Source organism: Pandoraea sp. NE5, assembly GCF_024363545.1.
Classification (GTDB): domain Bacteria; phylum Pseudomonadota; class Gammaproteobacteria; order Burkholderiales; family Burkholderiaceae; genus Pandoraea; species Pandoraea cepalis.
Genome location: NZ_AP025517.1, coordinates 3021701 through 3047238 on the forward strand (window position 1 = coordinate 3021701; position 25538 = coordinate 3047238).

General features: G+C 64.5%; 24 protein-coding genes and 2 tRNA genes. 13 read left to right on the forward strand and 13 right to left on the reverse strand.

Annotated elements, in window-relative coordinates; translation table 11 throughout:
- A complete protein-coding gene (locus tag PanNE5_RS13825; protein ID WP_026132211.1) occupies positions 1–249 on the reverse strand; it encodes a DUF3820 family protein in 249 nt (82 codons plus the stop codon).
- A gap of 108 nt (positions 250–357) precedes the next feature.
- On the opposite strand from PanNE5_RS13825, the gene PanNE5_RS13830 reads away from it, so the two are divergent.
- The 3 genes from PanNE5_RS13830 (at position 358) to PanNE5_RS13840 (ending at position 4076) form a co-directional block, all read left to right on the forward strand.
- Entirely contained in the window at positions 358–981 is a 624-nt protein-coding gene (locus PanNE5_RS13830) for a hypothetical protein (RefSeq protein WP_017235226.1), read from the forward strand.
- Between the two features lie 221 nt (positions 982–1202).
- Positions 1203–2783, forward strand: coding sequence for a rhodanese-related sulfurtransferase (locus tag PanNE5_RS13835; RefSeq protein WP_261939848.1), 1581 nt, complete (start codon positions 1203–1205; stop codon positions 2781–2783).
- Positions 2784–2951: 168 nt separating this feature from the next.
- Complete coding sequence (locus PanNE5_RS13840; protein ID WP_261938165.1) at positions 2952–4076, forward strand: glycosyltransferase family 9 protein; 1125 nt, start codon at positions 2952–2954, stop codon at positions 4074–4076.
- Between the two features lie 246 nt (positions 4077–4322).
- On the opposite strand, the gene PanNE5_RS13845 is transcribed toward PanNE5_RS13840, so the two are convergent.
- Positions 4323–5483, reverse strand: a complete 1161-nt coding sequence (locus PanNE5_RS13845; protein WP_261938166.1) for an iron-containing alcohol dehydrogenase — start codon at positions 5481–5483, stop codon at positions 4323–4325.
- Positions 5484–5644: 161 nt separating this feature from the next.
- Positions 5645–7093, reverse strand: a complete 1449-nt coding sequence (locus PanNE5_RS13850; protein WP_017235229.1) for an NAD-dependent succinate-semialdehyde dehydrogenase — start codon at positions 7091–7093, stop codon at positions 5645–5647.
- 245 nt (positions 7094–7338) lie between these two features.
- Here PanNE5_RS13850 and PanNE5_RS13855 point away from each other — a divergent pair, with 245 nt between their 5' ends.
- Together PanNE5_RS13855 and PanNE5_RS13860 are read left to right on the forward strand one after the other, a co-directional pair.
- The gene (locus tag PanNE5_RS13855; RefSeq protein ID WP_261938167.1) at positions 7339–8160 is read left to right on the forward strand and encodes an IclR family transcriptional regulator; all 822 of its coding nucleotides are present in this window, start codon (positions 7339–7341) and stop codon (positions 8158–8160) included.
- Between the two features lie 537 nt (positions 8161–8697).
- Positions 8698–9345, forward strand: a complete 648-nt coding sequence (locus PanNE5_RS13860; protein ID WP_261938168.1) for a flavodoxin family protein — start codon at positions 8698–8700, stop codon at positions 9343–9345.
- A gap of 54 nt (positions 9346–9399) precedes the next feature.
- On the opposite strand, the gene PanNE5_RS13865 is transcribed toward PanNE5_RS13860, so the two are convergent.
- Positions 9400–10116, reverse strand: a complete 717-nt coding sequence (locus PanNE5_RS13865) for a GntR family transcriptional regulator (RefSeq protein ID WP_017235232.1) — start codon at positions 10114–10116, stop codon at positions 9400–9402.
- A 176-nt stretch (positions 10117–10292) separates the two neighbouring features.
- Here PanNE5_RS13865 and PanNE5_RS13870 point away from each other — a divergent pair, with 176 nt between their 5' ends.
- From PanNE5_RS13870 to PanNE5_RS13895, 6 genes are all read left to right on the forward strand, one after another.
- Positions 10293–11513, forward strand: a complete 1221-nt coding sequence (locus tag PanNE5_RS13870; protein ID WP_150563431.1) for a pyridoxal-phosphate-dependent aminotransferase family protein — start codon at positions 10293–10295, stop codon at positions 11511–11513.
- A 187-nt stretch (positions 11514–11700) separates the two neighbouring features.
- Positions 11701–12978: an MFS transporter gene (locus PanNE5_RS13875; protein WP_017235234.1), complete on the forward strand. Its 1278-nt coding sequence runs from the start codon at positions 11701–11703 to the stop codon at positions 12976–12978.
- 165 nt (positions 12979–13143) lie between these two features.
- On the forward strand, positions 13144–16140 hold the full coding sequence (locus tag PanNE5_RS13880) for an FAD-binding and (Fe-S)-binding domain-containing protein (RefSeq protein ID WP_261939849.1): 2997 nt from the start codon (positions 13144–13146) through the stop codon (positions 16138–16140).
- Between the two features lie 154 nt (positions 16141–16294).
- Positions 16295–17380, forward strand: a complete 1086-nt coding sequence (locus tag PanNE5_RS13885) for a DSD1 family PLP-dependent enzyme (RefSeq protein WP_261939850.1) — start codon at positions 16295–16297, stop codon at positions 17378–17380.
- A gap of 121 nt (positions 17381–17501) precedes the next feature.
- Positions 17502–17577: transfer RNA gene (locus PanNE5_RS13890), tRNA-Ala, on the forward strand.
- 16 nt (positions 17578–17593) lie between these two features.
- Positions 17594–17669 (forward strand) — tRNA-Glu (locus PanNE5_RS13895).
- A 175-nt stretch (positions 17670–17844) separates the two neighbouring features.
- On the opposite strand, the gene PanNE5_RS13900 is transcribed toward PanNE5_RS13895, so the two are convergent.
- The 4 genes from PanNE5_RS13900 to PanNE5_RS13915 all read right to left on the reverse strand — a co-directional run bounded on the left by PanNE5_RS13900 (position 17845) and on the right by PanNE5_RS13915 (position 20142).
- Positions 17845–18141 carry a YciI-like protein gene (locus PanNE5_RS13900; protein ID WP_026132214.1) on the reverse strand — a complete coding sequence of 99 codons (297 nt, stop codon included), beginning with the start codon at positions 18139–18141 and terminating at the stop codon, positions 17845–17847.
- Between the two features lie 72 nt (positions 18142–18213).
- On the reverse strand, positions 18214–18531 hold the full coding sequence (locus PanNE5_RS13905) for a hypothetical protein (RefSeq protein WP_017235239.1): 318 nt from the start codon (positions 18529–18531) through the stop codon (positions 18214–18216).
- Positions 18532–18744: 213 nt separating this feature from the next.
- Entirely contained in the window at positions 18745–19257 is a 513-nt protein-coding gene (locus PanNE5_RS13910; RefSeq protein ID WP_017235240.1) for a hypothetical protein, read from the reverse strand.
- A gap of 150 nt (positions 19258–19407) precedes the next feature.
- Positions 19408–20142 carry a YoaK family protein gene (locus PanNE5_RS13915; protein ID WP_017235241.1) on the reverse strand — a complete coding sequence of 245 codons (735 nt, stop codon included), beginning with the start codon at positions 20140–20142 and terminating at the stop codon, positions 19408–19410.
- 275 nt (positions 20143–20417) lie between these two features.
- On the opposite strand from PanNE5_RS13915, the gene PanNE5_RS13920 reads away from it, so the two are divergent.
- Positions 20418–20939, forward strand: a complete 522-nt coding sequence (locus PanNE5_RS13920) for a DUF1993 family protein (protein WP_017235242.1) — start codon at positions 20418–20420, stop codon at positions 20937–20939.
- 107 nt (positions 20940–21046) lie between these two features.
- Here the strand turns inward: PanNE5_RS13920 and PanNE5_RS13925 are convergent, their stop codons facing one another.
- A complete protein-coding gene (locus PanNE5_RS13925; RefSeq protein ID WP_017235243.1) occupies positions 21047–21757 on the reverse strand; it encodes a type 1 glutamine amidotransferase domain-containing protein in 711 nt (236 codons plus the stop codon).
- Between the two features lie 239 nt (positions 21758–21996).
- Between PanNE5_RS13925 and PanNE5_RS13930 the strand changes: the two genes are divergently transcribed.
- A complete protein-coding gene (locus tag PanNE5_RS13930; RefSeq protein WP_017235244.1) occupies positions 21997–22611 on the forward strand; it encodes a glutathione S-transferase family protein in 615 nt (204 codons plus the stop codon).
- Between the two features lie 57 nt (positions 22612–22668).
- Here PanNE5_RS13930 and PanNE5_RS13935 read toward each other — a convergent pair whose 3' ends face one another.
- The 4 genes from PanNE5_RS13935 to PanNE5_RS13950 form a co-directional block, all read right to left on the reverse strand.
- The gene (locus tag PanNE5_RS13935) at positions 22669–23430 is read right to left on the reverse strand and encodes an ABC transporter permease (RefSeq protein ID WP_026132215.1); all 762 of its coding nucleotides are present in this window, start codon (positions 23428–23430) and stop codon (positions 22669–22671) included.
- Positions 23431–23438: 8 nt separating this feature from the next.
- Positions 23439–24368: an ABC transporter ATP-binding protein gene (locus PanNE5_RS13940; protein ID WP_039830619.1), complete on the reverse strand. Its 930-nt coding sequence runs from the start codon at positions 24366–24368 to the stop codon at positions 23439–23441.
- A 147-nt stretch (positions 24369–24515) separates the two neighbouring features.
- Entirely contained in the window at positions 24516–24944 is a 429-nt protein-coding gene (locus PanNE5_RS13945) for a VOC family protein (protein WP_017235247.1), read from the reverse strand.
- Positions 24945–25007: 63 nt separating this feature from the next.
- Entirely contained in the window at positions 25008–25427 is a 420-nt protein-coding gene (locus PanNE5_RS13950; RefSeq protein WP_017235248.1) for a YybH family protein, read from the reverse strand.
- Positions 25428–25538: the final 111 nt, after the last annotated feature.

Consider the following 25538-nt stretch of genomic DNA (forward strand, 5'->3'; position numbering starts at 1 on the left):
TTACCTTGGGCGGGCGGCGCGTGCCTGCGCCCGTAGCGGGCGCAGCAATTCACCCAGCGCGTTGTGATCGATCTCGTGCATGAGGGCGAGCAGGCGACCGATGTCGCCCGGCGGAAAACCCTCGCGGGCGAACCAGCTCAGGTAATTGCCGGGCAGGTCGGCAATGAGCGTGCCCTTGTGTTTGCCGAACGGCATGGGCGTGGTGACGAGGCGCATCAGCGCGTCGGCATCGAAATCGAAATCGAGCATAAGCGACAGGCGCGAATGGCGCGCGGGCACGAAGAGAGGCAAAGCGTTACGCTACCACATGCGTTCCACCGGGTCGGCCGGGGAGCGCGCCCAACTTTGGGGGTTCGTATGCATCAACGATTGGATGGCCTCGCGGCGTCGGGCGAGTTGCCCGGCCCGGATGGCGAAGCGCTCGATCCGTTGCGCACGTTCGTCGCGGGGCTTTCGCGACTGCTGGCGCGTCATCCGGACGAGACAACGCTGCTCGACGCCGGCGCGGGTCTGCTGGCACCACTCGTCGCATGTGACGACTGGTTGCCCGCCGCGTTCGCGGTGCCACATCCCGAGCACTATCAGCAATACCTGTTGCATTGCGATCCGGCGCAGCGCTTTTCCATCGTGAGTTTCGTTTGGGGGCCGGGGCAGGTCACGCCAATTCACGATCACACCGTGTGGGGCCTGATCGGCGTGTTGCGCGGGGCGGAGGATTCGCAGCCCTATCGGCTCGACGCGCAGGGCGTACCGGTCATGACGGGGCCGCCGGTGCGTCTGTCGCCGGGCGATGTGGAGGTGCTCTCGCCGCGGTTGGGGGACATTCACCGTGTGAGCAATGCCTACGCCGACCGGGTCTCGGTGAGCATCCACGTGTACGGGGCGAACATTGGCACCGTGCGTCGCAGCGTGTTCACCGAAGCGGGCGAGCGCAAAAGCTTCATCTCCGGATACGCCAATGCGCAATCGCCGAATCCATAAAGAAAGGCGCCGCAACGTGCCGACGGCCCACGCCACGCGTTCGGGCGCCTTCTGCCACAATAGCTTTCTGGTTGCGCGAATGCGCGAGCCCATCGCGCCGATACGCAAATCGAATCGACGCTTGCCGAATTCAAGGAACCACCGTGTCCTCTTTCTCGACCGATGCGCCGTCGCAGACGGCTGCGCCGACTGCCGTTGCTGAAGACCTCGCTTTCCCCGAACTGACCTATGCCGACGTGCGTGCCGCGCTGCTCGCCCGTGAGGAAATTGCGTTGCTCGACGTTCGCGAAGAAGATCCATTCGCGCAGGCGCACCCATTGTGGGCGGCGAACCTTCCGCTCTCGCGCGTGGAGATCGACGTCTGGGCGCGCATACCGCGCCGCGACACGCGCATCGTCGTCTACGGCGAGCATGGCGGCGAGGATCTGGCGCCGCGCGCTGCCGGCGTGCTGCGCAAGCTCGGCTACACCGACGTCAATTGTCTCGCGGGCGGCCTCGACGGTTGGATCGCGGCTGGCGGAGAAGTCTTTCGCGACGTCAACGTGCCGAGCAAAGCCTTTGGCGAGTGGGTCGAAGGGTTGCGGCATACCCCGTCGTTGTCCGCGCAGGAAGTTCAGGCACTGCTCGATGCGCGCGCCGATGTGGTCGTCGTCGACGCGCGCCGGTTCGACGAATACCAGACCATGAACATTCCCGGCTCGACCAGCGTGCCCGGTGCCGAACTCGTGCTGCGCGTGCGCGAACTCGCCCCGAACCCGGCCACGCGTGTGATCGTCAATTGCGCCGGACGCACACGCAGCATCATCGGCACGCAATCGCTCGTGAACGCCGGTCTGCCGAATCCGGTGGCGGCGCTGCGCAACGGCACCATCGGCTGGACGCTCGCCGGTCAGACACTCGAGCGCGGGGCCGATCGCCGGCCCCCGGCCGTGGTGAGCGACGCTACCCTGAACGTCGCGCGCGCTGGGGCCCGTGCCATCGCCGATCGTGCGGGCGTGCGCCGAATCGCGGTGGGCGACGTGCCCGCACTGAATGCGCCTGGGCGCACCGTCTATCGCTTCGACGTGCGTACGCCGGAAGACTACGCAGCCGGGCACTTGCCCGACTTCGCCAGTGCGCCGGGAGGGCAACTGGTGCAGGAGACCGATCATCATGCGCCGGTGCGTGGCGCGTGGATCGTGCTCGCGGACGACAACGGCGTGCGTGCCGACATGACCGGTTCGTGGCTCGCCCAGATGGGCTGGACCGTCTACGTCGTCGAGCCGCATGGCGACGAGGCGCGCAGTGCCCAGGGCGGATGGCCGTTGCATACGCCGAGCGCGGCCGATGTCGAGACCGTCTCGCCGGCGGTGCTCGCGCGCTGGCTTGACGAGTCAGCGCCTGGCCAGATCGTGGTGCTCGACGTCACCTCGGGCGTCAACTACGTCAAACGCCACATTCCGGGGGCGTGGTTCGTCATTCGCGCGCGCCTGGCCGAGGCCTTGCGGGAGATCGGCCCTGCGCAGCGGTACGTGCTCACTTGCGGCTCCAGCTTGCTTGCGCGCTTTGCGGCGGCCGATTTGCGGCGTCTGACCGATGCCGAAATCGTGGTGCTCGACGGTGGCACGCAGGCGTGGATCCAGGCTGGGCTGCCGCTCGAATCGGGACCGACGCGGCTGGCGAGCCCGCGCGACGATCGCTATCGTCGTCCGTACGAGGGCACGGACAATGCTGCCGAGGCGATGCAGGCGTACCTCGATTGGGAGTATGGGCTCGTCGACCAGTTGCATCGCGATGGAACGCACCATTTCCGGGTGGTGTGAGCGAGTCGAAGGGACGCCCGGTGGTGCAGGGCGGAGGGAGCGTTGCGTTGCCGTCAATCGGGGGCAGACGTGGCATACTCCCCACCTTCTGACGCCGCCGCCTGACGCCACGATGTGAACCCGATTCACGCGCGGGCGAACCGGTGCCGACTCGCTTTCGAACCCATCATGCCATTGCAGCGCTTCATTGCCCGCCGACTGGGCGCTCTCACCGAACCGAGCACCCGCATTCCTTATGCCTGGGTGTACCACGAGCCCGACGTATTCCTGCAGCGCACGTCATCGTTGAGCGTTGCCAAAAAATACCTGCATCGTCGCTTGCGTCTTGCGTTGAGCGGGCAGTCGAGCCGAGAGGTGCGTCGGGTGTCGCCGGGTGCGCGCGTGCTGTGGATCTATGGGGGCAAGGCATCGGTCGGTGATGCGGTGATGGATATGTCGGGCCGTGCGTTGTTGCGTGGGCGCGAGGGTCCGGTCGATTTGTTGATTACGCCGGGCTTGAAGGGCGTGTTCGAGGGCGACGATATTTTCCGTCACGTGTACGACGATCCGGCGAGTGTGAAGCCGGGCGATTACGACGTCATTGTGTTGCAGGAGTTCAACTATCCGACGCTGCGGCTGAAGCGGAAATATTTCCCGTCGCTGCCGTTTGCGTGTTTGTTCCGATTCTTTCACGGGCCGGACCGCAACCAGACCCAGTTCAGCCTTGCGGCGGTCAACGACGTTTTTTCGCTGGGGTTGGCGTCCGACGACTTGTTCGCGCGCGCCAAGCCTTACTTGCGGCAGGAAACGGCGCTGCCGGGGTCGGTCGTGGGGCAAGTATTGCCGGGGGCGTTCCTGGTGTTGGCGATGGGGGGGGTCGAGCCGCGCCGGACGTATGCGCATTGGCGGGAATTCCTTCAGGCGTACGACATTGCGTACCAGCCGGGGATGCCGGATGGCGTAGTGTTGCTGGGGTCGGGCAATGGTGTGGATGCGGCAAACGCGTTAATGGAGGCGAAATTTGTCCATCTGAAGCTGACATCTTTCGTGGGTCGGTTGACGTTGCGCGAAGCGAAGCGGGTGATTGCGAATGCGGCGTTATTCGTGGGTGCCGATGGTGGGTTGATGCATGTGGCGCACACGACGTTGACGCCGAGCGTCACGTTGTTTGCGAAGGCGGAGCCGCCGTATCTCAGGCTCACACCGGGATGTCAGTCGACGCCGTTGCAGACCGATTCGGATGTGAGTGCGGTGGATGCAGCCGAGTTGGCGGAAACGGTGGTGTCGACGCTGGCGAGTATGCCGACGAGGTGAGGGATGGGGGGGGGGTGTTACGGGAAGAGACGGATCGGGGCCCCTTTCTGCAGCGAGTTGGGTTTATGTCTGAGAGGCGGAAAGGGGCCCCGGTCCGTCGTTGAAGCACTGAAGGGGTACGAAGCAGAGGTACGAAGCAGAGGTACGAAGCAGAGGTACGAAGCAGAGGTACGAAGCAGAGGTACGAAGCAGGGGGCCGCATCAGCGACCACAATCGGCGTCATGCAACACCGAGCAGGCGCCCGATCAAAGCGCCGCGCTATAAATGGCAAATGCATCGGCCTGGGTCACTTCGCGCGGGTTATTCACGAGAAGTCGGGTTTGCAGCATCGCGTCGCTGGCCAGACGGGCGATGTCGGTTTGTTTCACGCCGACTTCGCGCAGCGTGCGGGGGATGGCAGTGTCGACGATCAGCGATTCGATGTGTCGGATGAGGGCATCGGTCTTGGCTTCGTCGCTGCCTGATGCCTTGGCGGGCAGAATCACATCGGCCAGTTCCGCGTAGTGCTGGCTGGCGGCGGGGGCATTGAAGCGCATGACGTGAGAGAGCACGAGCGCGTTCGAGAGGCCATGTGCAACGTGAAAGATGCCGCCGATCGGGTAAGCCAGGGCGTGAACGGCGGCGACCGGCGAATTGGCGAACGCTTGTCCGGCGAACATCGCGCCAACCAGCATGGCTTCGCGAGCGGCGCGATTGTTGCCGTCGTGACAGGCGCTCAGCAGATTGCGCGAGAGTAACGCCAGCGCTTTCACGGCGAGCGTGTCCGAGATCGGATTCTTCAAATGGGCGGACGTATAAGCTTCGATCGCGTGCACCATCGCGTCGATGCCTGTGGCGGCCGTGGCCGCGCGGGGTAGACCGAGCGTGAGTTCCGCGTCCAGAATCGCCAGATCCGCAAAAAGCTGCGGGGAGACAACCCCCATCTTCGTCGTCTCGCCTGTCGTCACGATCGACACGGCCGTCACTTCCGAGCCCGTACCGGCCGTCGTCGGCATCTGCACCAGCGGCAGGCGCGTGCCTGTCACCTTCTTGATGCCATACATCTCCTTGAGCGATTGCGCGCCAGGCAGCAGCACCGCAAGCAGCTTCGCCACATCCATCGACGAGCCGCCGCCCAACCCCAGCACGATCTCCGCGTCGGCAGCGCGAGCGCGTTGGGCCGCTTCCAGCACCACATGCTCCGGCGGGTCGGCGATCACATCGTCGATCACCGACACCTGCCAGCCATGCCTGGCGAGATCCGCCAGTGCCGGGGACAGCAAGCCGCTCTTGTGTAGAAAGCCGTCCGTCACCACACACAAACGCGTGCCCGTCGGATATTGCTCGCGCAGCAATGCCCCCAGACGACGCGCTGCGCCAAATTCCACAACGACGGTCGGAACCGTCTGGAAACGAAAAGCGTTCATGGCCGATATCCTCGTGAGACCTTCACTACCGCGTGCGCGACAAGCCTGCCGCGATCTATCCGGTCGATGCGGTTGACGTCGGCGGGCGCCGCGCCGCGCGCCACCGAACGATGCGAGCCTGAGCGTGAGCCTGATCCTGAACCTGATCTGTTACCCAGCCATCACAATTGCAGGCACAGGTACTTCATTTCGAGGTATTCCTCGATGCCATAACGCGACCCCTCGCGACCCACCCCCGATTGCTTGATGCCGCCGAACGGCGCCACCTCATTCGAGATCAGGCCGGTGTTCAGCCCCACCATGCCGTACTCGAGCGCCTCTGCCGTGCGCCATGCCCGTGCGATGTCGCGCGTGTACAAATAAGCCGCGAGCCCGAACTCCGTATCGTTCGCAAAGGCGACGGCGTCCGCGTCGTGCGTGAAACGGAACAGCGGCGCGACCGGACCGAAAATTTCCTCACGCGCCACGCGCATTTGCGAAGTGGCCTCCGCAATCACCGTCGGAGTGTAATAAGTGCCGCCCAGCGCGTGCGCGGTGCCGCCCACCAGCACGCGAGCGCCGCGCGACTTCGCGTCGTCCACCAGCGCCACGACCTTCTCGACCGCCTTGCCCTCGATCAGCGGGCCGACCACCACGCCGTCTTCCAGACCGTTGCCCACCTTCATGCCCGCCACGCGCTTGGCGAATTTTTCGGCGAAGGCGTCGTAAATGCCGTCCTGAATATAGAAGCGATTCGCACATACACAAGTCTGCCCGCCATTGCGGTACTTCGCCGCGATCGCGCCGTCAACGGCGGCGTCGAGGTCGGCATCGTCGAACACGATGAACGGCGCATTGCCCCCCAGCTCCAGCGACATGCGCTTGACCGTCGGCGCACACTGCGCCATCAGCAGTCGGCCCACCGCCGTGGACCCCGTGAACGACAACTTGCGCACCCCCGGATGCGACGTCAACACACCCCCCACCGCGCGTGCGTCGCCCGTTACCACCTGGAACACACCGCCCGGAATGCCGGCGCGGTGCGCCAGCTCGGCCAGGGCAAAAGCGGAGAGCGGCGTCAGTTCCGACGGCTTCACCACAATCGCGCAGCCCGCGGCCAACGCCGGGGCCACCTTCCGCGTAATCATCGCTGCCGGGAAATTCCACGGCGTGATCGCCGCGCACACGCCGACCGGTTGCTTGAGCGTGACCAGACGCTTGTCCGAGGCGGGCGTGGCGAGCACGTCGCCATCCACACGCTTGGCTTCTTCCGCAAACCACTCGATGAAACTCGCCGCATAGGCGATCTCGCCACGCGCCTCCGCCAGCGGCTTGCCCTGCTCGCGCGTCATCAGATACGCCAGGTCGTCCGTGTTGGCGACCATCAGATCGAACCAGCGGCGCAAGACCGCAGCACGTTCCTTGCCAGTGCGCGCGGCCCACGGCTTTTGCGCAGCTTCCGCGGCCGCGACGGCCCGCGTCGTCTCCGCCGCGCCGAGTTCCGGCACCTTGGCCAGGACTTCACCGGTGGCCGGGTCCAGTACGTCGAGCGTCTTGCCGCTGTCGGACGCAATCCATTGGCCATCGACCCAGGCGAGTGTCTTGAAGAGGGAGGTGTCTTTAAGTTGCATGGCAGTTGGCCGGGCTCGCCGGCAGTTCCGGTTGGGGAAACGACGCACGGCAGTCTCTCGAATCGCCGCTTGCCGTTCCATCTATTGAACGATATTCTATGTATTGAACCTCATTCTACGTAGCGAACGTTTTCCGTGCAACTCAGGGTTTTCCGAAGGCGGCATTCCCATCACTTGCCCGTACCCTACGGGCGGCGTAGCCCGCCCCGATCCATTTCGACCCTTCTGAAGCCGATTTCCGATTCATGCCCAAGCGCAAACTTGATATCCCCGCCAACGAAGCCCGCGACGGCGAACCGCTCAAGACCACCGCGCCCGCTGTGGTGCGCGCCGTACGCATCCTCGATGTGATTGCGGCGGCGGCCGAGCCGATCGCGCTGGCCGATCTGGCGAGGGAGACGGGCGTGCCCAAGAGCACACTGCACGGCCTGTGCGACACGCTGGTCAAGTTGCGGCTCGTGAAGCGCCACGCCAATGGCGGCATGACGATGGGCTCGTACGTGATGGGATGGGCGAATGCGTTCCTGTCGCAGACCCACGTCACCGAAGAATTCCGCGCGGTCTGGGAGGCGTCGTCCGCCTTCGAGCAGGAGACCGTCACGCTGTCTGTGCTCGATGGCACCGACGTGATCTATCTCGCCTGTCACAACGGCAATCGGCCGCTCGGCGTGACCTTCCGCATCGGCATGCGGTTGCCCGCGCCCTACACGGCGACCGGCAAGGCCATGCTCTCGACGCTGCCGGCGGATGAGGCCGCCGATCTGCTCGCCGGTGCCTGGCCCGCGCCGCTCACGCGTGCCAGTGTGGCGACGTATGCGGCGTTGGCCGAAGAGATGGCGCAGGCGCGTCGCGATGGCTACTCGATCGACAACGGGCAGATGCGCGAAGGCATGATCTGCTTCGGCGCACCGGTATTCGATGCGAGCGGTGAGCGCGCCGTCGCGGGGCTCGCCGTCAGTTTCGTCACGAACGACATCGACCTGGCAACGGGCCGGCGCCTCGGGCGCCAGATTCGCGAACTGGCCGATCAGTTGTCGGTACGACTTGGAGCGTCGGCGCGACGCTGAGACATTGCGCCGGTATGGTGCTAACCGTCCTGCGTCCTGCCGCGTTGCTGTCGGACCGGTTGGGAACCCCGTTGGCGATCGATTCCGGAGTGATCCTGGATTGATTTCGAAGTAATTTGAGACCAACTTCCGACGTCACCGGACAAAGAGGCTCGTTTTTCCTTCGGACTTATCCCAAATTCGGCGGCAAAAAAGGCGCGAGTTTGCGCAGGGATCTCGTTGATTTGTGGCGTGGCGAGCCCGTCCAGGGCGCAGGGTTACCGGATCGCCTCGATCCGGAAGGGAGCACGGCCCGACCTGCCGTCAGCGGCGTGCCATCTTCCTGTCAGGTACGTGATGACTGGCCGACAGCGTGGCGTCGCCGTTCGATTGTTATCGTTGGCGGAACAGTCATGTTCGATTCTGCCGGCTATTCCCCTAGGGTTTTCACTGGCATCATTTGGCCTTGACCGATGTCCAGACAAGCCAGCGGAAGCGCGGGGAAGCGCGATCCGGGCGGTGCCATGGGGCGGACATCCATTCGGGAAGCACTACGCCATGTCCAATATCGCAATCGTCTATTACTCGCAAGGCGGCGCGACCGCCATGATTGCGCATTCCGTCGCCCAAGGGGTCAACGACGCCGGTGCGCATGCGCAATTGCTCAGCATCGAGCCGCATCAATTCATCGACGGGCAGTGGCACGACGAGGCCATGCTCATGCGCCTGGCTTCGGCGGACGCCATTATTTTCGGCGCCCCGGCCTTCAAGGGCGGCATCGCCGCGCCGTTCAAGGCGTTTGTCGATGCGACGACCGGCATGTGGCGCCTGCTCGGCTGGCGCAACAAAGTCGCTGGCGGGTTTTCGTTCAGCTATCGTCCCGGCGACGACAAGCGCGACACGCTGGACTACTTCGCGGCGCTCGCCGCGCAGCAGGGCATGTTGTGGGCCGATGCCGATGCCGACGACGGCGAGATTGCGCCGCGCGCGAGCGCATCCCTGCAACCGCTCGCCAGTTTTCCGGCCGTCACGGCACCCGGAGGGGATGTCGATGCCGCCTACGCGCTAGACCCGGTGGACGTGATCGCCGGCAAGCAATACGGTCGTCATGTCGCGGCGCTCGTCGCGCGTCTGGCCGGCGAGGTGCTCGAGTCACCGGCCGTGCTGGCACGTCGCGCACGCGAAGCGGCCGAGCGCCGACTGTGATCGGAATCGGCAGCGTCTGAGCGCTGTCGATGCGTGTCAGACGGCCGCTCGAATTCAGTTGCTCGGCGCGCCTTGCGCCGGTTCGGCGTGGATTTGCAACACGGCGTCGCGTTTGGCGAGCAAATGCTTGCGCAGGATGTCGCCGAGGCGTTTGCCGTCGTGCTTTTCCAGCGCGTCGATCATCTGCTCGTGCTCGGCAATGGCGCGATCCCATTTGTCCGCGTGGAAGTTCGAGCGAAAACGCAGCGCCATCAACCGGCGGTTGATCGCGACATAGGTCTGGCGCAACGCCCCGTTGCGCGCGGCTTCATTGATGCGATCGTGAATCGCCTGATTGCGTGCGTAATAGCCCGGCAAATCCTGCTGCGCGCGGCACGCGAGCATCGCATAGTGCAGCGCCTTGATTTCGGCCAGCTCGACCGGCGTCATCCGTTCGGCGGCCAACTCGCCTGAAAACGCTTCGAGCGCGCTCATCAGCTCGAACATCTCCCGGATTTCCTTCTCCGTCATGCGGGCAACACTTGCCCCGCGATTCGGCGCAATCTCGATCAGTCCCTCGGCGGCCAGCACTTTGAAGGCCTCGCGCAGCGGCGTGCGCGAGATGCCTAGCGTCTCGCACAACTCCCGTTCATTGAGTTTCACGCCCGGCGATAGCACGCCCTCGATGATGAGCTTGCGCAGGTGCTCGACGACCGTGTCGTGCAAGCGCAGGCGCTCCACTCGGGGAATGTCTGGGGCGGCAATCGTCGACGTGTTTTCCATGCTTTGCATTCAAAATCCGTAAATCTCTATGGTCGTGATTGTAACGTATGGCGCGACGCGCTCGTGTCTCTAGGGTAAACGACTGTATTAAAACGGCTTCCTGCCTCTTGCGAAAGTAGCGTGCTCTGCTAAAGTATTTTGCATGCAAAATTCAAAATAGAATTTTCAAGAGGAGAAAGACGTTCATGCTGAAGCTTGATTTTCATCCCTCGGGCCGCCATTTCCTGCAAATTCCAGGCCCCAGCCCGGTGCCCGATCGCATTCTGCGCGCCATGAGTTACCCGACGATCGATCATCGCGGCCCGGAATTCGGCGCGCTCGGCCGCAAGGTGCTCGCCGACATCAAGAAGATTTTCAAGACCGAGCAGCCGGTGGTGATCTACCCGGCATCGGGCACCGGTGCGTGGGAGGCGGCGCTGTCGAACACGCTCTCGCCGGGGGATTCTGTGCTGATGTTCGAGACGGGGCATTTCTCCACGTTGTGGAAGAAGATGGCCGAGAGTCTCGGCTTGAAGCCCGAGTTCATCGGCCTGCCGGGGACCGACGGCTGGCGCCGCGGGGTGCAGCCCGACATGATCGAAGCGCGTCTGCGCGCCGACACCGGGCACGCGCTCAAGGCCGTGTGCGTGGTGCATAACGAAACCTCGACGGGCGTCACGTCCGACATCGCGGCCGTGCGCCGTGCCATCGACGCGGCCGGACATCCCGCGCTGTTGCTCGTCGACACGATTTCGGGCCTGGGCTCGGCCGATTACCGTCATGACGAATGGGGCGTGGACGTCACCGTCTCGGGCTCGCAAAAGGGACTGATGCTGCCGCCGGGCATCAGCTTCAACGCGGTCTCGACCAAGGCGCTCGACGCCGGTCGCCACGCAAAACTGCCGCGCGCGTTCTGGGGCTGGCAAGACATCATCGAAGCGAACAAGAACGGCTACTGGCCGTATACGCCGAATACGAACCTGCTGTATGGCCTGTCCGAAGCGCTCGACATGATCTTCGAGGAAGGGCTGGACAACGTGTTCGCGCGCCACCAACGCCTGGCCGAAGCCACGCGCCGCGCGGTGCGCGCGTGGGGGCTGGAGATTCAGTGTCAGGACCCGTCGGTCTACAGCCCGGTGCTCACCGGCGTGGTCATGCCGCAAGGCGTGGACGCCGACGACGTGCGCAAGCGCATCTACGAACGTTTCGACATGTCGCTGGGGCAGGCGCTGGGCAAGATTCGGGGCACGATGTTCCGCATCGGGCATCTGGGCGACTGCAACGACCTCACGCTGATGGCAACGCTTTCGGGGTGCGAAATGGGGCTGCGGATGTCCGGCGTGAAACTCGCCGGGTCAGGCGTGGTTGCCGCAATGGACTACCTGGCGCAAGCGCGGGACACGCCGTCGCTCAAGGTGGCCGCCTGAGGCGTCGTCGTCGCAGGGACTGGGAGATGGGGGGCCGCCAACGTCTGGGGCGCCCCTGCAGTGAACGCTTGATCTGTCCTTCAGACGGCACGGGGCCACACCATAGAAGGGCCCCGGCCGCCGCAACACCTTTTGCGCCGCCGGCATGTTGCCGGCGCGCTTCACAGGCTGTTTCAGGAGACATGCAATGAAGCTTTTCAGAGCGACCCGGGTCGTGCTGGTGATGCTATGCGTCATGTATTTCATCACCTATCTCGATCGCGTCAACGTCAGCACGGCCGCGGCCGGCTTCGGCAAGGAATTCAATCTCAACAAGACGGAAATCGGTCTCGTCTTCTCGGCATTTGCCTACCCCTACCTGGTCTTTCAAATCATTGGTGGCTGGGTGAGCGATCGCTTCGGAGCGAAGCGTACGCTGCTCGTGTGCGGTGCGTTGTGGGCGGTCGCGACGATCCTCACCGGCATGGCGGGTGGTCTCGTCACGCTGTTACTCGCGCGCCTGCTGCTCGGCCTTGGCGAGGGCGCCACGTTCCCGGCCGCCACGTCGGCCATGTCGCGCTGGGTCGCCAAGGAGAAGCGCGGCTTTGCGCAGGGCATCACGCACGCGGCCTCGCGCATCGGTAACGCCGTGGCGCCCGCCGTCGTCGTGTTCATCATGGCCACGCATGGCTGGCGTGAGTCGTTCTATCTGTGCGGGATCGTGAGTCTGGTCTGGGTCGCGGTGTGGGGGCTCACGTTTACCGAGCGCCCGCAGGATCATCCGCGCATCACGACCGAAGAACTCGCCCTGTTGCCGCCGGTGAAAGCCAAGCGCGCGTCGTTGCCGTGGGGACCGCTCTTCAAGCGCATGATGCCGGTCACCATCGTGTACTTCTGCTACGGCTGGACGCTTTGGCTCTTCCTGTCGTGGATTCCCCAATACTTCCTGCACAGCTACGACCTCAATCTGAAGAAGTCGGCGCTGTTCGCCTCGAGTGTGTTCTTCGCCGGTGTGCTCGGCGATACGTTGGGCGGTATCGTGACCGACAAACTGTACGAGCGCACCGGCAGCCTGAAGCGCGCACGTAGCTGGATGGTGTCGATCTGCATGCTGCTCACGCTGCTCTCGCTTGTGCCGATGCTGTTCACGCACCAACTGTATGTGTCGGTGGCATGCCTGGCGTTCGGCTTCTTCTTCGCCGAGATGACGATCGGGCCGATGTGGTCGATTCCGATGGATATCGCGCCGGAACACTCGGGCACGGCCAGCGGCATGATGAACACCGGGTCGGCACTGGCGGCGATTCTCTCGCCGGTGATCTCGGGGTATCTCATCGATCGCACGGGCAACTGGGAATTGCCGTTCGTCGGCAGCATGATGCTCATGGCCCTCGGTGTCGTGCTGGCCTTCCGCATGCAGCCCGAGAGCAAATTCTCCCTCGACGGCGATGCCGCCGCAGCGAGCAACACCCGTCAGGCCGTCTGACTTGCGCATAACCCCTGCCGGACCGGCGTCACGCCTGCCCGGCAGGATCGTCTCGCCCCGATTTGCCCTGGGTCCGTCTCGTCCAACACCCGCAACGTCATGAATTCCCAATCGAACTCTCGCGCGAACGCGCATCCGAATCTCGTCGGCCAGCCCGTGCCTCTGATGCCAATGCAGCGCGGCGGCGTTGCGCTCACGCCGTTGCAGGACCGTCTGCGTCGCGAGCTGCGCGGCGATGTGTGCTTCGATCGCGCGAGCCGTGGCCGCTACGCGACCGACGCGTCGATCTATCAAATTTTTCCGATCGGCGTGGTGGTGCCGCGCGATCAGGACGATCTGATCCTCGCCCTCGATATCGCGCGCGACCTGCGCGTACCGGTGCTCGCACGCGGCGCGGGCACGAGCCAGTGCGGCCAGACCATCGGCGAGGCGCTTGTCATCGACAACAGCAAGTGGCTGGGCCGCGTGGTAGCGTTCGACGCCGTGGCGCGCACGGTCACCGTCGAGCCGGGCATCGTGCTCGATCACCTGAATGCGTGGCTCAAGCCGCACGGCCTGTGGTTCCCGGTGGACGTGTCGACGGCCGCGCAATGCACCGTCGGCGGTATGACGGGCAACAACTCGTGCGGCTCGCGCTCCCTCGAGTACGGCAACATGGTGCACAACGTGCTGAGCATCGATGCCGTGCTGGCCGACGGCGCGCAACTGCATTTCGGCGCGCTCCATTCGCCGCCCACCGACGCCCGCACGCAGGCGATTCTCGCGAGCGTGCACGCCATTGCCATGCGCGAGCGCGAGGAATTGCGCGAGCGTGTGCCGCGCGTGCTGCGGCGTGTCGCGGGCTACAACCTCGATCTGTTCGACTGCCTCAACCCGCGCGCCTATACGGACGACGGCGTCGCCAACCTGTCGCATCTGCTGGTCGGCTCGGAAGGCACGCTGGCGTACAGCCGCCAGATCACGCTCAAGCTCGTGCCGCTGCCGGTGCACAAGACGCTGGGCGTGGTGAACTTCCCCACGTTCTATCAGGCGATGGATCTCACACAGCACATCGTCAAGCTGGGGCCGGTGGCGGTGGAACTGGTCGACCGCACGATGATCGACCTGGCGATGGACAACCCCGCGTTCCGTCCCGTGATCGAGACGGCGCTCGTCGGCGATCCGCAAGCGATTCTGCTGGTGGAATTCGCGGGAGACGACGCCGGCGCGCTTCGCGCCAGGCTCGACGATCTCGCCACGCTCATGGCGGATCTCGGGTTGCCGGGCGTCGTGGTGAAGATGCCCGACGCGGGGCCGCAGAAAGCGCTCTGGGAAGTGCGCAAAGCGGGCCTGAACATCATGATGAGCATGAAGGGCGATGGCAAGCCGGTGTCGTTCATCGAAGATTGCGCGGTGCCGCTGGAACACCTTGCCGAATACACGCGGCGTCTGACCGAAGTGTTCCATCGTAACGGCACCGAGGGCACATGGTATGCGCATGCGAGCGTGGGCACGCTGCACGTGCGGCCGATCCTGGACATGCGTCGCGACGGCGCCGTGAAGATGCGTGCTATCGCCGAGGAGGCGGCGGCGCTCGTGCGCGAATACAAGGGCGCCTATTCAGGCGAGCACGGCGACGGGCTGTGCCGCGGCGAGTGGGTGGCGTGGCAATATGGTCCGCGGCTGAACGCGGCGTTCGGAGAGATCAAGCAACTGTTCGATCCGGACAATCGCTTCAACCCGGACAAGATGGTTCGTCCACCGAAGATGGACGCGCGCGAGTTGTTTCGCTTCGCACCCGGCTACGCCGCCCAACCGATCGCGCCCGCGCTCGACTGGACGGCGTGGAACGTACAGCGCAACGCGCTGACCGGCGAGCAGACGGCGCCCGACACCGGCACCGATGCCACACACGGACTCGCGTCGGCCGTCGAGATGTGCAACAACAACGGGCACTGTCGCAAGTTCGACGCGGGCACGATGTGTCCGAGCTACCGCGTCACGCGCGATGAACAGCACGTCACGCGCGGACGTGCGAATACATTGCGTCTGGCCGTGTCGGGGCAATTGGGCGAGGCGGGGCTCGCCAGCGACGACGTCAAGGCGGCGCTCGATCTGTGCGTGTCGTGCAAGGGCTGCAAGCGCGATTGCCCGACAGGCATCGACATGGCGCGCTTCAAGATCGAGGCGCGTCACGCGCGGGCCAAGCGTCACGGCGTGTCGCTGCGCGACAAGTTGATCGCCTATCTTCCGCGCTACGCCCCATGGGCCAGCCGCGTGGGCGGTCTGCTTGATGCGGCGCAGCGGCTGCCGGGCAGCAACGTGGCGAAGCGCTGGCTCGGCCTAGCGCCGGAGCGCTCGCTGCCGGCGCTGAAGGCTTCGTTCCTGGACCATCAGGTGCCGCTGGCGGACCCGAGCGCGGGAGATTCGGCGGGGCTGCGCCAGGTGCTGCTGTTCGTCGACACGTTCAACAATTACATGGAGCCGGAGAACGCGCGCGCCGCGAAGCGCGTGCTCGAAGCCGCCGGGTATACCGTTCACGTGAATCGGCGGGCGGGCGAGCGGCCGTTGTGCTGCGGTCGCACGTTCCTCGCGGCGGGGCTCGTGGATGAGGCGAAGGCGGAGGCGCGGCGCCTGCTCGACGCGCTGATGCCGTTCGTCGAGCGCGGCGTGCCGATCGTGGGCCTGGAGCCGTCGTGCCTGCTGTCGCTGCGCGACGAGGTGCTGAGCTACGGTTTTGGCGATGCGGCCCGCAAGTTGGCCGACAACGCGTTTCTCTTTGAGGAATTTCTGGTTCGTGAGAAGACGGCGGCGCGCTTCGACGTCGCCTGGCGCGCGCTGCCCGACGGTGTGGGCGAAGCCCTGGTGCACGGGCATTGCCATCAGAAGGCGTTCGACGCGTTCTCGCCCGTCACGGCGGTGCTTGGATGGGTGCCGGGGCTGAAGGTATCATCGATCGAATCGTCATGCTGCGGCATGGCGGGCAGTTTCGGATACGAGGCCGAGCACTATGACACGTCGCGAGCGATGTCCGAATTGACGCTATTGCCCGCGGTCAGACAGCGCGGCGAGAATGCCATTGTGGTTGCCGACGGCACCAGTTGCCGGCATCAGATCCACGATGGCGCGCAGACGCAAGCGCTTCATGTGGCATGTGTGCTGGACCGCGCGCTGCCCGCGTGAATGCCGTTTTTTTGCAAATGCCTTTCAAAGGATTGTGATGCCCGATTCGGACAATACGGCTTCGGCCTCTTCGGCCTCTTCGGACTCTTCGAGCGCCTCCTCCGGGCGTCTTGCGGTGCCGCCGGTCGCCCGTGTGGGAGATTCGCTTGCCCAGGTGGCCACGCCGTCCTTGCTGCTCGATCTCGACGCCTTCGACGCGAACGTCGCGCGCATGGCGAGCGCGGCCGCCGCGCGCGGGGTGGCGGTGCGTCCGCATGCCAAGGCGCACAAGTGCGCCACGATCGCCCAGGCGCAGATGGCGGCGGGCGCGGTGGGCATCTGCTGTCAGAAGCTCACCGAGGCGATTCCGTTCGTCAACGCGGGCATCGGCAGCATCCACATCAGCAACGAGTTCGTTGGCGAAGCCCGTGTGGCGCTGGCCGTGGCGATGGCCGCGCGCGTGACGCTGTCCGTGTGCGTGGACGACGTGCGTCAGGTGGCGCCGCTCGGCAAGGCGGCACAGCGCGCCGGTGTGCGCATCGCGGTGTTGCCCGAGGTCGATGTGGGGCAGGGGCGTTGCGGTGTCGATTCGACGCAGGCGGTGGGCAAGCTGATCGACGCGATCGATCATTACGAAGGGCTGCGCTTCGGCGGGTTGCAGGCGTATCACGGCAGTGCGCAGCATGTCGATGGCTGGCTCGCGCGACGCGACACGGCACGGCTTGCCGCCGATCGTGCGGCGGACTATGTGCGCTTTCTGGAGGCGCGCGGCATCATCTGTCCTGTGGTGACCGGCGGCGGGACCGGCACGGCCGAGTTCGACATCGAGAGCGGCGTTTATACGGAGGTTCAGCCTGGCTCGTATGTGTTTATCGACGGTCATTATGGCTCGCTGGAATGGCGCGGCGACTGGCGCTTTCGTCATGGGCTCTTTCTCGCGTCGACGGTCATGAGCACGGCGCGCGCGGGCATCATCGTTTGCGACGCGGGACTCAAGAGTGTGGCGACCGATTCCGGGTTGCCTCGCTTCTGGTCGTCGCAACAGGCGGGCCAGCCGCAATATCGCACGGCGTCGGACGAGCATGGCGTGCTCGAACTGGCGTCGCCCGACGAGGACGGCGCTCCCTGGCTCGGCGAGCCGATCCTGCTTGTGCCGGGACATTGCGATCCGACGGTCAATCTCTACGACCGATACGTCGCGGTGCGACACGGACGAGTCGAAGGGCTATGGCCTATCGAGGCGCGCGGACTCAGTCAGTGAGCGCGAGCGCGGCATGGCCGATCGGGATGGACGCCGATACGTCGCGTCCGCGCCAAATATTTTGGGGTGGGGGCTTCCCAACCTTCGAAAACCGCGCTATAGTCTCACTTCTTCGCCGTACGGGGGTATAGCTCAGCTGGGAGAGCGCTTGCATGGCATGCAAGAGGTCAGCGGTTCGATCCCGCTTACCTCCACCAAAACGGAAGACTTTATGTCCCCTTCGTCTAGAGGCCTAGGACATCACCCTTTCACGGTGAGTACAGGGGTTCGAATCCCCTAGGGGACGCCAGATTTACCGGCGTGACTCTCGGAGCTTTCCGAAAGCACGACGCTCAATCGGTTGTCGACAAACGCGCTTGGCTTCATCGCCAAGCGCGTTTTGTTTTTCTGCGGTGGATTGCGCGTGCATCCACGGCATGCGATGCGGCAATCGCAGACGCGAACGCACGCAATGGCCGTCGCGCTTAACGCACCGGCGAACTCGCCCGCTTCCCCACCACCGTTTTCCACGGGCGCACGCGCCACGACTTCACCAGTCCATGGGCTACGTAGGGATCGGCGTTCGCAAACGCTTCCGCCGCAGCCGGCGAGTCGCCTTCGAAGAGTAGGGCGGCCGTGTCGACGGGGGATTCCAGGGCGCCGGCCAGGAGCAGTTCGCCGCGTTCGGCCGCTTGCCATGCGAGCGCCAGATGCGCGTCGCGGTACTGACCTCGCCGTTCGAGATAATCGTCGACGAGGTCGTAGGTGAGCAGGTAATGCATGGTCATGCCTCCGTTGAGTTCGCTGCCGTACCGCGTTCATTATCCGCAAAACGCCGACGGCAGGGCAGAGGGCTACGCGTGACGCACCGCTACCCCGTAAGTGCTCACTATGCGTTGGTCCTGCTCCCTCGCGGAAAACGCTTCCCACATCAAGCCGTTGCAATCGGTGCTGCTCGAGTATTCCGGGGCGGCGTCGTCCTCGAAGCCGACGTGTCGCAGTTCTCCGGCGCGTGACGGCGATTGATTGATCGAGAAGTTCAGCAGATCGGTGCGCCACATGGCGTACGCACCCGACACGACAGCCGTTGGCGGCTGACCGAGACGGACCGAATAGTCCTGGATGGACTCGTCGAGATCGCGCACGGCGAGTGCGATGTGGAAGCGCTTCATAGGGTCTCCTGACGGTGAGCATAGCGATGCATCGACGCGGGGCAGTGTGAGTGCCCGCTCGCGTGGCAAGCGGAGCGTCGATGAAGCCCATCATAGAGCGCGTTGGAAGGCCCAGCCAGACGAGCCGCTATCCCGGTATTCAACGTAATGGGGTATGTCGCCGCTCCCGATAGAGCGCCCGACGACAACGCCGGGCGTTACGTGAGCGGGCGCTTACTGGGGCCGCTGGAAATCGTTCTCGATCCACGCGCGGGCGCTGTGGCGCGAGAGCTTGAACGTAGGCGGCACCTTGACCGACGCGACGGTTTCGCCGAAACGGTCGACAGCGCTCAGCACAGCGTGGGGGTCGTAGTCGTCGGGCACGATGTCGAGCGTGACGTCGATGTCGCCGTCGGGGCCGTCGACGCTCACGCGCTTGTGCAACTGGGCGCGCAACTGCTGTTCGTGACGGCGCAGCACTTCGTCGGCCGTTTTCACCAGCGTGTGGAAAGCGCCAACATCGAGCGGCTTCGGATTCTTCTTGTCACGCCCCATGGTCCAGGGACCGACGAGCGCCGGCTCGGATTCGCCGTCCTTGTACATGGCGACCGCCCAGCCGTCGTCGTCCTCGTTCTTGACGACCTTGGCCGTCCATCCGTCGTCGCGCCAAAGGCGGGCGTCGTGGATGGCATCGCCGCTATCGGCGGAGTTCTCGGTCGGAAGAAGGTTGGCGGGGGTGGCAGTCACTGGCGAAGATCGGTGCGTGGGGATGGGCGGATGATGGTGCGAGGCGCGTCGAAGCGCACGGCTGAAGGATGCGATTTTACCGCGTCCGGCCAAAGCGCGGACGCATTCGCTGCGCTGCGTAGGCAAACGCGTGATGCCAGCGTCAACCGCTCACTCGTTGGCGATCGCCAGCGCCACGAGCAGCAGCACTGGCAGCACCACGCACCAGAACCCCGTGCCGTGATACGCGAAGCCGCCGAAAACGGCCCCGACAGCGAACGCCGCCAAGGCGGGAATCATCTTGCGCAGACGCGCTCGCACGGCGTTGTCGTCGCTGCAATGACCGCTCGCCAACTCGACGATATCGATCACGATTTGCGTAGTGTTGCCGGTCATGATCGTGGTGGGGGCCAGATCGGCGAGCACCAGGCGCCCGACGGCATTCTGGATCGCGAGGGCAGCCACGCCGAACATGCCCGACAGAATCGCCAGCGGCGCATCGGCCGAGATGATGGGTTGTGCCGCCATGCCAACGATCATGAAGCCGAGCAGCAGCAACGTTTGCACCACGAGCAGCCGCCGCAGCGGCCGTCGTTCCGTTCGCGAGAAGCGCTGCACCACGAGTTTCACCAGCGCGACGACGATGACGAACACGGGCAGTGCCAACAGTTTGGCCAGCACGCCGACATGGGTGCTCGCGACCAACTGCACGCCGATCATCACGAAGTTGCCGGTCACGTGCGCGGTGAACAGTCCGAACAACGCGATGAAGCCTACGACGTCGATATAGCCCGCCACGAAGGCGAGTGTCATGCCGATGGCCGTGGGTTTGGCAAAGTGGCTCACCCACGTGCGCGCAACGGTGGCGGCCTCGGTCGGCGTGGGGATGTGGCGGGGGGCACCCATGGCAGCTCCTCTGTCGACTTGCATGGCAGGTTTTGCGCATCCGGTTCGGCATGCGAGGCAAGCGCAGGCAGGCACGGTGTGCGAGTGAAGCATATCACCGCCGTATGCGGGACGATCGCGCGGTGACACCGCGCAGCGTCGATCCCGCAGGCGATCGCGTCACCGTTTCCGTGAGGCGTCGGCGTGCCCGGCGAGAATGTTTCGGGGCTGATAGCATGTCTTATCGCACGTTTCGAGTGCGCTCACCGTCATGCCAAACTTCGAGGAGCCTTCCGATGTCGATCTCTCTTTATCGCGCCACCGTCCCGGTCTATCTGCGTGGCCTGACCGTCATGGCCGACTACCTGCAGAAGGCGCGCGCGCATTGCGAAGCGAACGCGCTCGACCCGGCGACGATTCTCAAGGCGAAGCTCGCCCCCGATATGCTCGACTTCGTGGCGCAAGTGCAGCGCGTGAGCGACACGGCCAAGTTCGCGGTCGCGCGAATCACGGGCGTGGAGTCGCCGAAGTTCGACGACAACGAGACGACGTTCGACCAACTGCGCGATCGCGTCGCGAACACCGAGGCGTTTATCGCCGGTATTCTCGAAGATCGATTCGATGGGGCCGAGTCGCGACAGATCACCCTGAAGTTCAAGGACCATCAGACGACGATGGACGCGGTCGACTATCTGTTGAAGTTCGCATTGCCGAACTTCTATTTTCATGTCACGACCACGCACGACATTCTGCGCGCGCAAGGCGTGGCGGTCGGCAAGGCGGATTATCTCGGCCCGTACGAGACGCAGAAAATCTGACCGGCGCGTGCCGATTGGCAGCGCCGGCGGGAAACGCGCCGATGCGGGCTGACTAAAGCCGCCGCGTCAGCGCGTGGAGCCGGCACGATGCAAGCGCCTCTCGTGCATCAGGGAAGGGACGACGGCAGAGACGGCAGACGCGGTTCCATCATGGCGAGCACCGTGCGCGCGGCTTCGTCCGACGAGGCCGGATTCTGGCCCGTGACCAGCCGGCCGTCGCCGACCACATGCGATTGCCAGTTGTCGGCCTTCTCATACAACCCGCCCAGCCGTTTGAGTTCGTCTTCAACCAGGAACGGCACCACGTCGGTGAGACCGACGGCGGCCTCCTCCTCGTTGGTGAAGCCTGTGACGTGGCGCCCCCGTACGAGCGGCTCACCGTTCGCGCTGCGCACCTGACGCAGCACCCCCGGCGCATGGCAGACGAAGCCGATGGGCTTGCCGGCGCGCTCGAAAGCTTCGATCAGACGGATGGAGTTCGGGTCTTGCGCGAGATCCCATAGCGGGCCGTGGCCGCCGGGGTAAAAGACGGCGTCGTAGTCGGTGACCTTGACGTCGGCGAGCCGGAGGGTGTTCGCCAGCGCCTGCTGCGCGACCGAGTCTTCACGGAAGCGTCGCGTGGCATCGGTCTGGGCATCGGGCTCGTCGCTTTTCGGATCGAGCGGCGGCTGGCCGCCTGCGGGGGACGCCAGCGTGACCGCCAGTCCCTCGTCGATGAACACGTAGTACGGTGAGGCGAATTCTTCGAGCCAGAAACCGGTCTTCTTGCCCGTGTCGCCGAGGCGGTCGTGCGAGGTCAGCACCATCAGGATGTTCATGAATCGTCTCCTTGTCGAGTCGGCCATTCGGGCAATTCTACCCGTCATCGGGCACGCTCGCCCGCGACGGGCTCGCGCGCGTCTCTTGTGAGCAAAATTCGCAGAAAGCGGTGATCGAATTCGATTTGCGGAGCATCGGACGTCCGCTATGCTTGTGCGGATGCCGGCACCGCCCGCCGCCATTCAGCCCACGCAAGACCCTACGACCCGGCGGCGACTGCCGTCCTCAGGAGCAAGACATGCAATTGATCGGAATGCTCGATTCCCCCTACGTGCGCCGCACGGCGATTTGCCTGAAGTTGCTGGGCCTACCGTATGCGCATCACGCGCTCTCCGTGTTTCGAACGTTTGACGAGTTTGCCGAGATCAATCCGGTCGTGAAGGCCCCGACGCTCGTGACCGACGACGGCACGGTGCTCATGGACTCCACGCTGATCCTGCAATACCTGGAGACGCTGGTCGATCCGGCGCAGCGGCTTGTACCGAGCGATCCTGCCGAGCGTTTGCGCGCATTGCGCCTGACGGGCCTGGCCTTGGCGGCGTGCGAAAAGTCGGTGCAACTGGTGTACGAGCGCGAACTGCGTCCGAGCGAGAAGCGGCACGTCCCGTGGACCGATCGCGTGCGCAAACAGGTGCATGCAGCCTTTCACGCGCTGGAGGTCGAACTGGCGCAAGTGCCTATCGTGGCAACGCCGGACCGGATCGGCGAGCACGGCGTGACGATCGCCGTGGCATGGCGGTTCCATCACCTGTTGGTGCCGGAACTCGACTTCACGGCCGAGTTTCCGGAAGTCGCCAGCTTTTCCGTGCAGGCGGAAGCGCTCCCGGCGTTTCTCGAAACACCGCCGACCTGACCGACACGGCGGCGGCACACGCCCGGCGCCGGACGGCTTGCCGTCCGGCAGGCGGGGTCAGCTCTTGAGCCGGTAACCGGTCTTGAACATCCAGGCGACGATGCTCAGGAAGACGGCGAGGAAAACGAGCGTCATGCCCAGACTCACCCCGACGCTCACGTCCGCCAGCCCGTAGAAGCTCCAGCGAAAACCGCTGATGAGATACACAACCGGATTGAACAGCGTGACGGTACGCCAGAACGGCGGCAGGATGTGCGTCGAGTAGAAGCTACCGCCGAGAAAGGTGAGCGGCGTGATGATGAGCAGCGGCACGAGTTGCAGTTTCTCGAAGCCGTCGGCCCAGATGCCGATGATGAAACCGAGCAGGCTGAACGTCACGGCCGTGAGCACCAGGAACAACACCATCCATATCGGATGTTCGATGCGCAGCGGCACGAACAACGCGGCCGTGCCGAGCATGATCACCCCGAGCACGATCGACTTGGTGGCTGCCGCGCCCACGTAGGCAATCACGATCTCCATATACGACACCGGCGCGGAGAGGAGTTCGTAGATCGTGCCGGTGAAGCGCGGGAAATAGATGCCGAACGACGCGTTCGTGACGCTCTGCGTGAGCAGCGAGAGCATGATGAGGCCCGGCACGATGAACGCGCCGTAAGGCACGCCCTCGATTTCGGGAATGCGCGAGCCGATGGCCGCACCGAACACCACGAAGTACAGCGAGGTCGAGATGACCGGCGAGATGATGCTCTGCATCAGCGTGCGACGCGTGCGCGCCATCTCGAAGTTGTAGATCGCCCTGACGGCGTAGAAATTCATGGCGCGGCTCATCCTTCTTTCCTGTGCACGAGCGAGACGAAGATATCTTCGAGCGAGCTTTGCGTCGTATGCAGATCCTTCACCGAGATACCGGCGCGTTCCATGTCGCGCAGCAGGGTGGCGATGGACGTCTGCTCGATGTTGGCGTCATAGGTGAAGACGAGTTCGGTGCCGTTGGCGTCGAGCGTGAGGCCGTAGGCAGCCAGCGCCTCGGGCACGGCGCTGAGCGGCTCGGTCAGTTGCAACGTGAGTTGCTTGCTGCCCATGTGCCGCATCAGCTCGGTCTTCTCCTGCACGAGCGTGATCTGCCCGCCGGTGATGATGCCCACGCGATCGGCCATCTCCTCGGCTTCTTCGATGTAGTGCGTGGTGAGGATCACGGTCACACCGGTCTCGCGCAACGAGTTCACGAGACGCCACATGTCGCGACGCAACTCCACGTCGACCCCGGCGGTGGGCTCGTCGAGGAACAGCACGCGCGGCTCGTGCGAGAGCGCCTTGGCGATCAGCACGCGCCGCTTCATGCCGCCCGAGAGCTGCATGATGCGACTGTCCTTCTTTTCCCACAGCGAGAGCGAGCGCAGCACCTTTTCGATGTGCGCCGGATTTGCGGGCTTGCCGAACAGGCCGCGCGAGAACGAGACAGTGGCCCACACCGACTCGAACGAGTCCGTGGTCAGCTCCTGCGGAACCAGCCCGATGGCCTCACGCGCGGCACGGTAGTCCGTGACGATATCGTGACCGTCGACGGTGACCGTGCCCGAGGTCGGACGCACGATGCCGCAAATGGTGCTGATGAGGGTCGTTTTGCCGGCGCCGTTCGGGCCGAGCAGGGCGAAGATCTCGCCGCGCTGGATTTCCAGATTGATGTTCTTGAGCGCCTGGAAACCGGTCGCGTACGTCTTCGACAGATTCTGGATTGAGATCACGGATGGCATGGCGGCGACGATAGCACAGGCGTGAAGAACTTGTTGGGCACGCCGCGCGGGCGCAAAAAAGCGGGCAGCGGGGCCGTCGTCGGCGCCGATACCCGCCCACAGCAACGAAGCGAGCGGCCGGACAAGTGCCCGGCGCGCGCCGATACCTCAGCCCTTCGGCATTTCTTTCGGCACGATCACCATCCAGTTCATGCCGAAGCGGTCCTTGACCATGCCAAACGTCTTCGCGAAGAAGGTCTCGCCGAGCGGCATGTTGACCTCGCCGCCGTCGGCGAGCGCGTGGAAAGCCTTCTCGGCCGCGGCCACTTCAGCGAAGTCGACCGACAGCGAGAAGCCGTCGAACTTGGGCTTGCCGCTCACCATGCCGTCCGAGGCCATCACCATCGAATCGCCGAGGGTGAATTCGCCATGCATGATCTTGTTCTCACTTCCGGGCGGCAGCATCCCCGACGGGCACGGCTCAGGGCTCTCGCCGTAGCGCATGAGCATGCCGCGCTTCGCGCCCAGCACTTTCTCGTAGAACGCAATGGCTTCTTCGCAACGACCTTCAAAAAACAAATAGGAATGGACTTGCATGGAACGCTCCTCTCGATTCGGATAAAGGGGGGGGGGGCGTGGCGACACCCCGGCAGACAAGGATTACGGTGCGAACGTCATGGGTACCGACGCGTGCTCGTGCACCACGCGCCAGCGACCTTGCGTCTTGCGATAGCCCACGGTCGCGCGCACGGTGGCGCCGTGCGTCTGTCCGTCGGGGCCGGTGTTGCGAACCACATTCACACTGTGGCTGAACGCCAGATCGCCGGCGTGCACGAGATGCCACTGCGTGACTTCGAAATGGATTGGCCCGACCGTGTGGCCGAACCAACCCTCGAGCAGACGGCGATACGCCTCGGTGCCGCGATGCTCGATGGGCGGCATCACGTCGAACACGACGACGTCAGGGTCGTAATGATCGAGCAGCGTGCCGACCGACTTGCTGCGCACGGCGTCGAGCCATGCCGAATGAATCGCCCGAATGGCGGCTTCGTCGCCGTGTGCAGGATACGTCTCAACCATAGTGCCTCCTGATGTAAAGCGAGTGACTTCTGGTGGGGAACGGCAACGTCGACGATACGCCCCTGCCGCCCGGTACATCGAGACATGATGCACCGCAACTTGTCTTTGTGG

Excerpts from the sequence above, each read along its gene's own strand:
- PanNE5_RS13825 (WP_026132211.1), bottom strand. The coding sequence starts at position 249 with ATGCTCGATTTCGATTTCGATGCCGACGCGCTGATGCGCCTCGTCACC.
- PanNE5_RS13830 (WP_017235226.1), top strand. The coding sequence starts at position 358 with ATGCATCAACGATTGGATGGCCTCGCGGCGTCGGGCGAGTTGCCCGGC.
- PanNE5_RS13840 (WP_261938165.1), top strand. The coding sequence starts at position 2,952 with ATGCCATTGCAGCGCTTCATTGCCCGCCGACTGGGCGCTCTCACCGAA.
- PanNE5_RS13845 (WP_261938166.1), bottom strand. The coding sequence starts at position 5,483 with ATGAACGCTTTTCGTTTCCAGACGGTTCCGACCGTCGTTGTGGAATTT.
- PanNE5_RS13850 (WP_017235229.1), bottom strand. The coding sequence starts at position 7,093 with ATGCAACTTAAAGACACCTCCCTCTTCAAGACACTCGCCTGGGTCGAT.
- PanNE5_RS13855 (WP_261938167.1), top strand. The coding sequence starts at position 7,339 with ATGCCCAAGCGCAAACTTGATATCCCCGCCAACGAAGCCCGCGACGGC.
- PanNE5_RS13860 (WP_261938168.1), top strand. The coding sequence starts at position 8,698 with ATGTCCAATATCGCAATCGTCTATTACTCGCAAGGCGGCGCGACCGCC.
- PanNE5_RS13865 (WP_017235232.1), bottom strand. The coding sequence starts at position 10,116 with ATGCAAAGCATGGAAAACACGTCGACGATTGCCGCCCCAGACATTCCC.
- PanNE5_RS13870 (WP_150563431.1), top strand. The coding sequence starts at position 10,293 with ATGCTGAAGCTTGATTTTCATCCCTCGGGCCGCCATTTCCTGCAAATT.
- PanNE5_RS13875 (WP_017235234.1), top strand. The coding sequence starts at position 11,701 with ATGAAGCTTTTCAGAGCGACCCGGGTCGTGCTGGTGATGCTATGCGTC.
- PanNE5_RS13880 (WP_261939849.1), top strand. The coding sequence starts at position 13,144 with ATGCCAATGCAGCGCGGCGGCGTTGCGCTCACGCCGTTGCAGGACCGT.
- PanNE5_RS13900 (WP_026132214.1), bottom strand. The coding sequence starts at position 18,141 with ATGCATTACCTGCTCACCTACGACCTCGTCGACGATTATCTCGAACGG.
- PanNE5_RS13905 (WP_017235239.1), bottom strand. The coding sequence starts at position 18,531 with ATGAAGCGCTTCCACATCGCACTCGCCGTGCGCGATCTCGACGAGTCC.
- PanNE5_RS13915 (WP_017235241.1), bottom strand. The coding sequence starts at position 20,142 with ATGGGTGCCCCCCGCCACATCCCCACGCCGACCGAGGCCGCCACCGTT.
- PanNE5_RS13920 (WP_017235242.1), top strand. The coding sequence starts at position 20,418 with ATGTCGATCTCTCTTTATCGCGCCACCGTCCCGGTCTATCTGCGTGGC.
- PanNE5_RS13925 (WP_017235243.1), bottom strand. The coding sequence starts at position 21,757 with ATGAACATCCTGATGGTGCTGACCTCGCACGACCGCCTCGGCGACACG.
- PanNE5_RS13930 (WP_017235244.1), top strand. The coding sequence starts at position 21,997 with ATGCAATTGATCGGAATGCTCGATTCCCCCTACGTGCGCCGCACGGCG.
- PanNE5_RS13935 (WP_026132215.1), bottom strand. The coding sequence starts at position 23,430 with ATGAATTTCTACGCCGTCAGGGCGATCTACAACTTCGAGATGGCGCGC.
- PanNE5_RS13940 (WP_039830619.1), bottom strand. The coding sequence starts at position 24,368 with ATGCCATCCGTGATCTCAATCCAGAATCTGTCGAAGACGTACGCGACC.
- PanNE5_RS13945 (WP_017235247.1), bottom strand. The coding sequence starts at position 24,944 with ATGCAAGTCCATTCCTATTTGTTTTTTGAAGGTCGTTGCGAAGAAGCC.
- PanNE5_RS13950 (WP_017235248.1), bottom strand. The coding sequence starts at position 25,427 with ATGGTTGAGACGTATCCTGCACACGGCGACGAAGCCGCCATTCGGGCG.